The sequence below is a fragment of the Aeromonas sp. NJAU223 genome (assembly GCF_051125555.1).
In the GTDB taxonomy this organism is placed as follows: domain Bacteria; phylum Pseudomonadota; class Gammaproteobacteria; order Enterobacterales; family Aeromonadaceae; genus Aeromonas; species Aeromonas veronii_G.
The window spans coordinates 1,816,616-1,829,226 of record NZ_CP144204.1 but is presented as its reverse complement, the minus strand read 5'-3'; the positions used below and the strand labels follow the sequence as shown (position 1 = coordinate 1,829,226).

Below are 12,611 nucleotides of genomic sequence, written 5' to 3'. Positions count from 1 at the left end.
TCCCGCAGGATCAACGCTCCCAGTACACCTCTTCCAGACTGTCTTCCTTCTCGGGCAGGCCACGGGAAAGACGCGGGCTGCTCTGGGCCAGCACTTCGTAGCTCACCCGATTCGCGTACTTGCACACCTGGGCCAGGGAGGAGTAGGTGAGGAATTCGGACATGTGCTTGGCGGAGTTCGGCACGTTCATGCGGTGGTAGGCGTTGGCCACCATGTCGTGCAGCACGGCAGACAGCGCGCCGTCACCGGCACCGTTGGTGTTCTTGATCTTCTCGGGCCCGCCCATGTAGGGGGAGATGTGGGAGTAGATCCGTGCGGGCTTGCGGCACTTGGCACGGCTCATGGGGCGGCTGAACTCAAACATGTTGAATTCGGGAATGACCCCGGGCAGCAGGGTGTGGGTGGTCTCGCGCTTGTAATCTTCGTCGGTGTAGCTCGCCATGTAGAGGCCGATGGGACCGGCGGTGCAGAGCACCATGTCGGCCCAGTCCAGCGCCTTGTCGGCAGCGCCGAGGGGATCGCTGATCCCGGTCAGGGCCTCGGCCTCGTCCTCATTCATCGCCAGCACGGTCACGTTTTCGGCGATGAAGTCGCGCCACCACTGGGGGTTCTCATCGATGACGAAACGAGTCCCCAGGGTCAACACCACGGGCACACCGGCCTCGCGGGCATAACGCACGGCGGTCATGGCCGCGTCCTTCATGGGGGTGCCATCGGCGCCACGGACCAGATAGGCGGTGATCACCAGGGCGGAGGCCTCCTTGATGATGGCCTCGGGGATGTGCGCCACATCCAGGTGATCCATCTTGCCGGCGTTGATGCCAAAGCTGCGCTCGCCCCCTTCGGTGATGAAGGTGAAGCAGCGGCCGACCGGGCCGTCCACCGGTTGCAGGTAGTCAAGGTTGACGCGCGAGGAGGTGTTGCACAGATAGCGGTAGGCGTAGCTGCCGATGCGGATATCCTGGCTCATGACCCCGAGCAGTATGGAGTGGGAATCCGCCAGCACGGAGTAGTTGTGCATGGTGTTGCCGATGGTGCCACCGGCAAACTCGCTCACCACCATGTTGTTGGTCTTGAGCTCTTCGTAGACCCGTTCGGCCACGTCGTCGGAGATGAGCATGGAGTGGCCCTTGCTCAGGCCGTACCGGTTCAGGAAGTCTTCATCCACGTGAGCTTCGATGTCCACCAGGGTCTGATCGATGCCCACCACATAGGCCTTGCCCAATTCGGTGAGTTGGGGGTTTTGCGGGATCAGAGGATCCCGTCTGTCGACCGGGAAGTAGTGTTTGGACTTGCGCTGACCGGGAAATTTCATGGCAATCTTCTGTGCTCTGGGGAAAAGAGGGGCGGGATTTTAACACAATCCGCCCCATCGAAAAGTCGCCCGCTTAAAATATGGGGTCAGTATAGACAAGGGCTGCAGAGGAAAACGTTTGACTATGGCGGCATAAAAAAACCACCTCGATGACGGGTGGTTTTTAACAAATCAGCGTGTTGGGTTCTCAACCAAATGACAAGCCCTGCACCAGGGCGAGCACCGAGAAAAGCCCGAGGGAGAGCCAGAAGAACAGGGTGCCAAACAGACGCGGTTTGTTCGGCGCCTTGGGGATCTGGATACCGATGGCGTGCAGCACGCGCCCCACCAGCAACAACATGCCCCCCAGATGCAGCCAGAGGGCACCGACCCCTGCCAGCTCGCACAGGGCCATCAGCAGCAGGGTGAGGGGTACGTACTCGGCGAAGTTGCCGTGGGCACGGATGGCGGCCAGCATCTCCGGGGCTTCGCCCTCCCCTATCATCACCTTGAACTGGGCACGGCGCTTGACCACCCAGAAGGAGAGCAGCAAGAACAAGAGCCCCAGAAGACCGGCGTAGATCAGCGTGATATGCAGCATAAAGACAATCCTTGTGGTTGAAGATGAATCCCCAGACTCATGCCAGCTCGCGGCAGATCAGCGACACCATCATGCGAATGTGGGCCTGATCGCTGTTGAGCGCCGGGATGTAGTGGAACTGTTCTCCCCCCGCCTCGGTGAAGAGGTGGCGGTTCTCGACCTGGATCTCCTCCAGGGTCTCGAGACAGTCGGCGGAAAACGCCGGGCAGATCACATCGAGTCGCTTGACCCCCGCCTTGGCCAGATCTGTGATGGTGGCATCCGTGTAGGGCTTGAGCCACTCCTGCTTGCCAAAGCGGGACTGGAAGCTGGCGCTCCACTGCTCGGGGGCAAGGCCGAGCGCCTCTGCCAGCAGGCTGGCGGTGCGGCGACACTGATGACCATAGGGGTCACCCTCGTCTTCGCTGCGCTGGGGAATGCCATGGAAGGACATCAACAGATGCTCACCCTGCCCCTGCTGCTCCCACTGACGGCGCACACTCATGGCGAGTGCCTGAATGTACTCCGGATGGTTGTGATAATCACGGATGAGTCGCATCACCGGCAGGTGGCGCTCCCCTCGCATCACTCGCGCCCAGCCGTCAAACACGGCGGCCGTGGTGCTGGCGGCATACTGGGGGTAGAGCGGCAACAGGATCACCCTGTTGACTCCCTGGGCCTTGAGGGACTGCCAGCCATCGGCAAGGGAGGGGCTGCCATAGGTCATGGCGAGCACCACGGGCACATCCACCCCTTCCCGCTTGAGCTCCTGCTCGAGCGCCGCCCGCTGACGCTGGCTGATGGCCATCAAGGGGGAGCCCTCTTCGGTCCAGATCTGCTGGTAGAGCTTGGCAACCCGAGGAGCTCGCAGGGGCAGAATGACGCAATTGAGCAGGGGTGACCACAACAAGCGGGGGATCTCGACCACCCGCGGATCGCTGAGAAACTGGCTGAGGAAGGCCCGCACGGCCGAGGCCGTCGGCGCGGTTGGGGTTCCCAGATTGACGAGCAAGATCCCGGTTTTCGTGGTCACGTTAGCTTCCTGTCGTGTTTGTCGTTCTTGTTATGATGCAAGAAAGGGCCCTGCATGGACCCTTGTCTCGAACTCGTTGGGGATCGAAGGAAAAATCAGCCCAGGATCGCCGCCAGTTGCTGGCTGACCTGATCCACCGGCTGGGTGCCGTCGATCTTGACGTAACGGGTGTTGCCCGCTTCGGCTTCTTTACCGTAGAAACCGATGAGCGGCGCAGTCTGCTGATGGTACACATCCAGACGCTTGCGCACTGTGGTCTCTTCGTCGTCGGCACGGATCACCAGATCCTCGCCGGTCACGTCATCCTTGCCTTCAACCTTCGGCGGGTTGAACACCACGTGATAGGTACGGCCGGAGCCGGAGTGAACACGGCGGCCGCTCATGCGCTTGACGATCTCTTCGTCCGGCACGTCGAACTCCAGCACGAAGTCCACCACCACACCGGCATCCTTCATGGCTTGCGCCTGGGGGATGGTGCGCGGGAAGCCGTCCAGCAGGAAGCCGTTGGCGCAATCCGCTTGCGCGATACGTTCTTTGACCAGGCCGATGATGATGTCGTCGGAGACGAGCTGACCTGCGTCCATCACGGCCTTGGCCTTGAGGCCCAGCTCGGTGCCCGCCTTGATCGCCGCACGCAGCATGTCGCCGGTGGAGATCTGCGGAATACCGTGTTTTTCCATGATGAACTGAGCCTGAGTGCCTTTACCTGCACCCGGTGCTCCCAACAGAACAATGCGCATACACGCTCCTAATTGATTGGTTATTCAATTCTTGAGAAGGCAAAAAACTACACGGTTTCGCCCATTTTCACAAGCTTGCCCCGTGTGAGTGGCCACATTATCACCATGTGTTTGTGCAGGCACTACGACGAAAGACGCAAGGGTTGCACACAGAAAATGATTGAAAATGCAGCTAAATAGTGGTCTGGCCAGTCACGCTGACGCCAGCAAGCCATCATAAAAAAGCCCACTGCGCGCAGTGGGCTCTTGGCTATCACGCCTGGAGTAGCAGGCGGTTGATGCGGGCGACGAAGCTCGCCGGATCGTTGAGGCCACCCTGCTCGGCCAGCTGGGCCTGTTCGTGCAGCAGGCTCACCCACTCACCGAACAGACTCTCGTCCTCGATGGTATCGAGCTTTTTCACCAGCGCGTGCTCCGGGTTGAGCTCCAGGATGTACTTCTGCTCCGGCACCGGCTGGCCGGCGGCGCGCATCAGCTTGATCATCTGGGTGCTCATGCCGTTGTCGTCGGTGACGATGCAAGAGGGGGAATCGGTCAGGCGATGGGTGACGCGCACCTCCTTGATGCTCTCTCCCAGGCTCTGCTTGACCCGCTCCACCAGACCGGCATTGGCCTTCTCGGCCTCCTCCTGTGCCTGCTTGGAAGCCTCGTCTTCCAGCTCGCCCAGATCCAGCTCGCCACGGGTAACGGAGACCAGCTGCTTGCCGTCGAACTCGGTGAGGTGACTCATCAGCCACTCGTCGACCCGCTCCCACATCAGCAGCACTTCGACGCCCTTCTTGCGGAAGATTTCGAGGTGCGGGCTGTTCTTGGCGGCGGCGAAGCTGTCGGCAGTGATGTAGTAGATCTTCTGCTGACCTTCCTTCATGCGGCCGACGTACTCTTCCAGGGAGACGGTCTGGGCTTCCCCTTCACCGGCGGTGCTGGCAAAGCGCAGGAGTTTGGCGATCTCTTCGCGGTTCGCGTAATCCTCGGCCGGACCTTCTTTCAAGACGTTGCCGAACTCGCTCCAGAACTTGGCGTACTTCTCGCCGTCCTCTTTCGCGAGCTTGTTGAGCATGGTCAAGACTCGCTTGGAGCAGGCCTTGCGCAGGGAGGCGGTGACCTTGTTGTCCTGCAAAATTTCACGGCTGACGTTGAGCGGCAGATCGTTGGAGTCCAGCACCCCTTTCACGAAGCGCAGGTAGGTCGGCATGAACTGCTCGGCGTCATCCATGATGAAGACACGCTGCACGTAGAGCTTGAGACCGTGCTTCTGCTCGCGGTTGTAGAGATCAAAGGGCGCGCGGGCCGGGATGTAGAGCAGGCTGGTGTACTCCTGTGCCCCTTCCACCCGGTTGTGGCCCCAGAGCAGCGGATCCTCAAAGTCGTGGGCGACGTGCTTGTAGAACTCCTGGTACTCCTCTTCCTTGATGTCTTTCGGATTACGGGTCCAGAGTGCGGTGGCGCGGTTGACCTGCTCCCACTCGCCCGGGGTGCCGACGATGGTTTCACCGTCTTCCTCCCGATCCGGCGTCCCTTCCTTGTACATCTCAACCGGCACGCTGATGTGGTCGGAGTATTTGCTGACCACGGAGCGCAGGCGCCAGTCGTCCAGGAACTCCTCTTCCTCGGCACGCAGGTGCAGGATGACGTCGGTACCGCGCGTTTCCTTGGTCACATCCGCCACGGTGAAGGAGCCTTCCCCTTCGGATTCCCACTGCACGCCCTGGCTGGCGTCAGTGCCAGCGGCGCGGGAGATGACGGTCACCTTGTCGGCGACGATGAAGGCGGAGTAGAAGCCCACCCCGAACTGACCGATCAGCTGGGAGTCTTTACCCTGATCACCGGAGAGGTGCTTGAAGAACTCGGCGGTGCCGGACTTGGCGATGGTGCCCAGGTGTTCGATCACCTGGTCACGGGTCATGCCGATGCCGTTGTCCGAGATGGTCAAGGTTTTGTTCTCTTTGTCCACCACTAGGCGCACGCGCAGCTGGCCGTCGTTTTCGAACAAAGAGGCATCGGAAAGCGCCTTGAAGCGCAGCTTGTCCGCCGCATCGGAGGCGTTGGAGATCAGCTCGCGCAGGAATACTTCTTTGTTGGAGTAGAGGCTGTGAGCCATCAGGCTCAGCAGTTGTTTGACTTCGGTTTGAAAGCCGTGGGTTTCGGCGTGAACACTTTGGGTCATCGACCAATCCTCAAAAACGTCGGGTTGAACAGATTCCCAAGCTAGATGGGGGTGGCCTTGAAAATATCAAGGGGCGAGTGTGCAAACTTGCCCACTCGCCCCTCATGCCGGGCGCGGCTGCCCATTTCTTGTACCGTCGCGGCTAGAGGCGCTGGCGCCCCATCAGGGAGTGGGACAGCGTGGTGCCATCCACCAGCTCCAGCTCGCCTCCCACCGGCACCCCGTGGGCGATGCGACTCACCGCCACCCCGGCGGCGCGGGCCATGTCGGCGATATACCAGGCGGTGGCATCCCCCTCGATGGTCGGGTTGGTGGCGAGGATCAACTCCTCAATGGATTCATCCTTCAGGCGGCGCTCCAGGATCTCCAGCCCCAGCTCCTCGGGGCCTATGCCGTCAAGGGGTGACAGGTGCCCCATCAGCACGAAGTAGCGACCGGAGAACTGGCCGGTGTGCTCGATGGCGGCCACGTCCGCCGGGCTCTCCACCACGCACAAAAGACCGCTCTCCTCGCGCTTGGGGTTGGTGCAGATCTCGCAGCGCTCGTTCTCGGTGAAGGTACGGCAGTGGCTGCAGTGACCGATTTCGGTCAGGGCGCGGTTGAGCAGGGAGGCCAGACGCAGGCCGCCGCTGCGCTCGCGCTCGAGCAGGGTGAACGCCATGCGCTGGGCCGACTTGGGGCCAACGCCCGGCAGCACCTGCAGCGCCTTCATCATCTCATCGAGCAGGGGGCTGAATTTCATGAGGATATCCTTTGATGCCGTGCCGAAGGGAGGAGCCTGGGGGCTTGCTTGATGCAGCGCCACTCCGCCATCCGAACCTAATCTTGTTGGCGCAGGACTATACCCGAGCCCGCCCCCTGCGCCAATGCCCGCGCCACAAGGGAGCGCCAATCAAGGGGCGTTATTCCAGCAGGATCCGCTGGCGGCCACAGTAGATCTCGGCCCGCCCGGGACGGCAGAAGCCTGCGAGGGTGAGGCCGGTCTGCTCGGCCTGTCTCACCGCGAGCTCGGTGGCGGCCGAGATGGCGAGCAGGATCTCGACCCCGGCGCTGGCACACTTTTGTACCATCTCGAAGCTGGCACGGCTGGTCACCAGGATGGCCCCATCGCGGCGACCATGGCGGCACAGGTATCCCACCAGCTTGTCCAGCGCGATGTGGCGGCCCACGTCTTCACGGATGGCGAGGATGTTGCCGGCCAGGTCCAGGTGCACGGCGGCATGGGTGGCCCCCGTGCTCTGCCCAAGTTGCTGCAAGGGACGCAGGGCCGTCAGCACCTTGTCTATCTGATCGACGGCGAGGCGCTGGCTGTCTGGCAGCGGGGGGAGCGTGCGCACCACCTGATCCAGGCTCTCGCTGCCACAGATGCCGCAACCGGTACGCCCCGCCAGGGTACGTTTCTTCTCTTTCAGGCGGTGAACGCAGCGATTGGCCAGGGTGATGTGCAGTTCGATGCCCTGGCAGCCATCGACCTGCTCCATGTCGTGAATGTCGTGCAGGCCGTCGATGATCCCCTCCGTCAAGGAGAAGCCGATGGCGAAATCCTCCAGATCCGAGGCACTGCACATCATCACGCTGTGGGCGATGCCGTTGTAGACCAGCGCCACCGGGGTCTCGGCAGGCAGCAGCATGGCGCTGTCAGTGGTAACGCCATCACGGTGGTAGTGCACCACCTCGCGCTGACGGCTCAAGGGGTGCATATCATTGTTCTGCTCTGGCAACATCCGCTCTGCCTTCAATCGAGGATCTGGGGGGCTTTCGCCGAGATACCGAGCCGTTTCATCTTCGACAGCAGGGTGGTGCGTTTCATGCCGAGGCGCTGGGCGGCGCCCCGCTCCCCGGCGACGATGCCGTTGCACTCCTTCAGCGTCCGGATGATCTGTTCACGCTCGTCCTCGCCCTCCCCCTCCGAAGGAGGTGCGGTGCGCACCGGTGCATCGAAGAGCCCGCCGGCCGGTTGGTCATAGACCAGGGTCTCTATCTTGTGAAAACCCTTGAGGGGCAACAGCTCGTCCGGGGAGAGGTTCAGCACGTGGCCACGGGTCATCACCACGGCCCGCTCGATGATGTTCTCGAGCTCGCGGATATTGCCGTACCAGGGGAGCGACACCAGCATCTTCATGGCATCGGCCGGGATGGACGTGATGGTGCGGCGCATCCGCTTGGCAATCTTCTTGATGAAGAAGTTGACCAGCAGCGGGATGTCCTCGCGACGCTCGCGCAGGGGGGGCAGCTCGATGGGGAAGACGTTGAGTCGGTAGTAGAGATCGCTTCTAAAGCGCTTGGTCTTGACCATGGAGAGCAGATCGCAGTTGGTGGCCGCCACCAGCCGCACATCGATGGGAATGGGGGTACTGTTGCCCACCCGCTCCAGTTCATGCTCCTGCAAGACCCGCAAGAGCTTGGGCTGCAAGTCGAGCGGCATGTCCCCCACTTCATCCAGGAACAGGGTGCCCTTGTGGGCCCGCTCGAAGCGGCCGATGCGCTGACTGAGGGCGCCGGTGAAGGCCCCCTTCTCGTGGCCGAACAAATCGCTCTCGATAAGACCGGTGGGGATGGCGGCACAGTTCACCTTCACCATCTCCTGCTCATGGCGCAGGCTCTGCTGATGGATGGCCCGGGCGATCAGCTCCTTGCCGGTGCCCGTTTCCCCCAGAATGAGCACGGAGCAGTCGCTCTGGGCCACCAGTTTCACCTTCTCCAGCACATTCGCCATGACGGCGCTCTGGTAGATGATGTTGGCAAAATCCCCCTCCGGGGTATCGGCCACCCGCAAGGTCTTCTCCCGGGCACCGTTGGTGTTGGAGATCTCCTGCTGCGCCTGCACGTTGTTCATGGCAATCGCCGTGCGGGCCGCCACCTGCTCCAGCAGGGAGATGTCGAGATCGGCGAAAAAATCCGCCGCCGGGTGGGAGAGGATCAAGACCCCCAGCAGGTTGCCCCGATAGCGCAGGGGCAGGATGCAGGAGCTGTGCGCATCGGGGGGCAGGATCTGGGAGCTGAAGCGGCAACCCGAATCGCAGCCGTGGCCCTGCTCACGATACACAAAGAAAGGCTCGCTGTGACCGAGCGCCCCCTGCAGGCAGTGTTTCTCGAAACAGGAGTGATTGATGATGCCAGGCTTATCGCTCTCGCGCTGATTCACCAGATAGCTCTTGAAACTGTCGGAGGTGGCGTTGTACTCCGCCAGACACAGGCTGCCGATGGCAAAATGATGCTGCAAGATGGTGAACAGGCTGCGGGGCAGCTCGGCGATGCGCACCAGCTGGAGCACCGCATTGGTGATGTCCACCAGGATCTTGCAACTGTCGCGTTCAAGGCGCAGGGAGTGGGCCTGCTCCAAGGTGCGTTCCTTGTCCTGCACGCTTTCCAATGCAATGGCGACGATGGCGGCAAGCTGGGTCAGCTTGGCCAGGGCCGCCATGGGGAAGGCGTCTTCCTCGGCACTGATGAACTCGATGCCCCCCAGGTGGCTGCGGGCCGTGGTGATGGGCAGTTGGCAATAGGATTGCAGGTCGTCATAGACGGGGGTGCTGGCAAGCCCGGCGCAGTGATTCACGAAGCTTGCCGCCGACAGGACGATGGCCTGCTCCCGGGAAAAGTGCAGATCCCCCTTCTGGCAGAGCAGCTGCTGCGGCCCCGCCTCCCCCATGTAGCAGAAGAGCACCTCCTCCCCACCGAGGTTCAGAATGAGGTTGACCCGGTTCACGTCGCCAAAGCAACTGTCGATGTGGCTGAGCTTGATGATGAAGTCGTCCAGGGTGACGGCGGAGAGCAGGGTCTTGGAGAGGGAGAGGAAACCGTCATCCCAGATGGGGGAGATCTCGGTCAGCGGAATGGCATTCATGTTCAGCATGTAGGCCTCGCATACGCAGGGTATGGGAAAAGAGCGGGCACATTGCAGTGAGCAACGACGAGGGGCGATGTATTAGCCATATCCGTCAGATGTTATAATTAAGGCTTAATGATTTAACACTTAATTATAAAAACAAACATCCATTGAAATAGCATCGGGCTGGTTGAACGCATAATAACGGAGCATCCGCACCATGACAACGGCGTCACGCTTTCACATTATTAGCCAGCCATTAGATTGATCGCCCGATAATATATTCAACCGGTTCGTTCCTATTTGATGGCGATCAACTCATCCTCAGGAGAGGTGCACCTGATAGCGATTGAACTTGAGCCCACCGAAAATGAACAGGGCGGACAACAGCTGGAAGGCAGCCAGGATCAGGGTGATGTTGTCGGCCAGCTCCGCCGATACCGCCTGATGGGTCAGATAGAGCATCAACGCCGAGAACCCCATTAGCAGGCTGTTGACCAGGGTGGTGGAGAGAAAGGCGATGAGCCAGGCCACCTGCACGCTGAGGGCCGCCAGCACCATGCTCATGGCCAGGCGTGCGGCGATGAAACAGCCAAAAAAGCCAAACCCCAGCAGGAATATCATTTCGTCTTGCCATAAATAGCAGGCCACCCCGAATGACATCACCAGGAAATATGCCGATAGATAGCATATACCGAACGATACATTTAATTCATTTTTCATGACTGCCCCTTGTTCACTGAAAAAAGGGTGAAGGGATCCGGGCTCTGTAAACAGAGCCTGGATCCTTTTTATTTAACGAGACTTACCCTTTGGCGGCGCTGCGCAATTTCGCCTTGAGCGCACTGTATTCGGTCTGGACATAATTCTCCGCCTCAGACTGATTATCAATTCGCTCGATTTTAACCGCGCAGTACTTGTATTCCGGGGTATAGGAGACCGGGTCCACGTGCTCGATGGTGAGCTCGTTGCAGGCCCCGATCCACCACTGGTAGGTCATGTAGACCACACCGGCGTTGACCCGCTCGTTGTAGTTCGCCCGGGTGATCACCTTGCCGCGCCGGGACGAGATCCAGACCAGCGCCTGATCTTTCACCCCGAGCTTTCGCGCATCGCTCGGGTGGATCTGCACATAGCCGGGCTCATCGGCCAGGGTCTGCAGCGCCGAGCAGTTGCCGGTCATGGAGCGGCAGGAGTAGTGACCCACCTCCCGCACGGTGGAGAGCACCAGCGGGAAGTTTTCATCGGGCTGCTCCAGGGGTGGCCGCCACTCGGAGGCGATCAGCTGACCCTTGCCGCTCGGGGTGGTGAACACATTGCCCTCGAACAGGGTGCTGGTGCCCGGGTGATCCTCGGTCGGGCAAGGCCACTGCACGCTCTTGAGATCCGCCATCTTGTCATAGCTGACCCCGGCGTAGAGTGGGCAGAGCGAGCGCATCTCGTCCCAGATCTGGTGGGTGTCCCGATATTCCATGGGATAACCCATGGCGGTCGCCATCAGGGAGAAGATAGCCCAGTCCGGCTTCACGTTGTCGGGCGGAGTCACCGCCTTGTAGAAGCGCTGGAAGCCGCGATCCGCCGAGCTGTAGACCCCTTCATGCTCGCCCCAACTGGTGGCGGGCAAGATGACATCCGCCATCTCGGCGGTCTGGGTCATGAAGATGTCCTGCACGATGACCAGCTCCATCCCCCCGAGGGTACGGCGGAACTGGGCCAGATCGGCTTCCGTCTGGGCCGGATCTTCCCCGAAGATGTAGAAGGCCTTGCACTTGCCCTCCTCCACCTTGTGACCCAGCTCCGTCAGACGGTAGCCCGGTTTCTGGGACAGGGACTCCACCCCCCAGGCCTTGGCGAACTTGGCACTGATGGCGGGATCGGCCACGGACTGATAGCCCGGGAACTGGTGGGGCAGCATCCCCATGTCGCAAGTGCCCTGCACGTTGTTCTGACCGCGCACCGGGCCGCAGCCGGTACCGCGCCGGCCGAAGTTGCCGGTGAGCAGCGCCAGCCCCGCGAGGCCCTTGACCACGTCCACCGCCTGACCGTATTGAGTCACCCCCATGCCCCACAGGATCATGGAGGCAGGGGACGCCGAATAGGTGCGGATGGCGGCGCGGATATCCGCGGCCTTGAGGCCGGTGATCCCTTCCACGTATTCCGGGGTGTACTTGGCCACCAGCGCCTTGTAGGTCTCAAAGCCCTCGGTGTAGTTGGCGACGAACTCCTTGTCGTAGAGGTTCTCGGCGATCAGCACGTTGCCAAAGGCATTGACCAACGCCATGTTGGAGCCGTTTTTGAGCGGCAGCCATTGATCGGCGATGCGGGCGGTTTCCACCATGCGCGGATCGCAAACGATCACTTTCGCCCCGTTGGCTTTTGCCTTCAGGATATGGCGCGCGACGATGGGATGAGAGTCAGCAGCATTGTAACCAAACACCAGCAGGCATTGGGTCTCTTGAATTTCGGGAATGGCGTTGCTCATGGCGCCATTGCCTACCGTTGTCTCCAGACCGGAGACTGAGGGGGCGTGTCACACCCTCGCGCAGTGGTCGACGTTGTTCGTCCCGATGACAGCACGCGCAAATTTTTGCATCACATAGTTGGCTTCGTTGCCAGGGCCGCGGGCCGAACCGGTGGTCATGATGGCGTCCGGGCCATATTTTGCCTTGATGGCCGACAGGCGGCTGCTGGCAAACTCGATGGCCTCGTCCCAGGAGACGGACTCCAGCTTGCCACCACGCTCGCGGCGGATCATCGGGCTTTTCAGGCGCGGGGTCAGCAGGTTGGTGTCGTTCAGAAAATCCCAACCGTAGTAACCCTTGAGGCAGAGCTGCCCCTCGTTGGTACGGCCGTGGGCGCCTTCGGCCCCCACCACCTTGTCGTTGTCAACCAGCAGGTTGATCTTGCAACCGGTGCCGCAATAGGGGCAGACGGTAATGACTTTTTTCATGACTCACACTCTTGTTTG

At 61.0% G+C, this 12,611-nt stretch carries 10 protein-coding genes; all 10 read right to left on the bottom strand.

What is annotated here, in order from left to right:
* Positions 1-10: 10 nt before the first annotated feature.
* The 10 genes from VZC39_RS08450 to fdhF all read right to left on the bottom strand — a co-directional run bounded on the left by VZC39_RS08450 (position 11) and on the right by fdhF (position 12,593).
* Positions 11-1,315: an inosine/guanosine kinase gene (locus VZC39_RS08450; RefSeq protein ID WP_349921953.1), complete on the bottom strand. Its 1,305-nt coding sequence runs from the start codon at positions 1,313-1,315 to the stop codon at positions 11-13.
* 187 nt (positions 1,316-1,502) lie between these two features.
* A complete protein-coding gene (locus VZC39_RS08445; protein WP_434667505.1) occupies positions 1,503-1,895 on the bottom strand; it encodes an MAPEG family protein in 393 nt (130 codons plus the stop codon).
* A gap of 37 nt (positions 1,896-1,932) precedes the next feature.
* On the bottom strand, positions 1,933-2,907 hold the full coding sequence (gene hemH / locus VZC39_RS08440; RefSeq protein ID WP_434667502.1) for a ferrochelatase: 975 nt from the start codon (positions 2,905-2,907) through the stop codon (positions 1,933-1,935).
* A 95-nt stretch (positions 2,908-3,002) separates the two neighbouring features.
* Positions 3,003-3,647, bottom strand: a complete 645-nt coding sequence (gene adk / locus VZC39_RS08435; protein WP_434667499.1) for an adenylate kinase — start codon at positions 3,645-3,647, stop codon at positions 3,003-3,005.
* A gap of 253 nt (positions 3,648-3,900) precedes the next feature.
* Positions 3,901-5,814: a molecular chaperone HtpG gene (gene htpG, locus VZC39_RS08430; protein WP_349921948.1), complete on the bottom strand. Its 1,914-nt coding sequence runs from the start codon at positions 5,812-5,814 to the stop codon at positions 3,901-3,903.
* A gap of 142 nt (positions 5,815-5,956) precedes the next feature.
* Positions 5,957-6,556, bottom strand: a complete 600-nt coding sequence (gene recR / locus VZC39_RS08425; RefSeq protein ID WP_349921947.1) for a recombination mediator RecR — start codon at positions 6,554-6,556, stop codon at positions 5,957-5,959.
* 160 nt (positions 6,557-6,716) lie between these two features.
* Positions 6,717-7,514, bottom strand: coding sequence for a formate dehydrogenase accessory sulfurtransferase FdhD (gene fdhD, locus VZC39_RS08420; RefSeq protein ID WP_349921946.1), 798 nt, complete (start codon positions 7,512-7,514; stop codon positions 6,717-6,719).
* Positions 7,515-7,549: 35 nt separating this feature from the next.
* A complete protein-coding gene (locus VZC39_RS08415; protein WP_434667494.1) occupies positions 7,550-9,670 on the bottom strand; it encodes a sigma 54-interacting transcriptional regulator in 2,121 nt (706 codons plus the stop codon).
* 297 nt (positions 9,671-9,967) lie between these two features.
* The gene (locus tag VZC39_RS08410; protein ID WP_434667491.1) at positions 9,968-10,267 is read right to left on the bottom strand and encodes a hypothetical protein; all 300 of its coding nucleotides are present in this window, start codon (positions 10,265-10,267) and stop codon (positions 9,968-9,970) included.
* Positions 10,268-10,448: 181 nt separating this feature from the next.
* The gene (fdhF, locus tag VZC39_RS08405) at positions 10,449-12,593 is read right to left on the bottom strand and encodes a formate dehydrogenase subunit alpha (RefSeq protein WP_434667488.1); all 2,145 of its coding nucleotides are present in this window, start codon (positions 12,591-12,593) and stop codon (positions 10,449-10,451) included.
* Between the last annotated feature and the right edge of the window lie 18 nt (positions 12,594-12,611).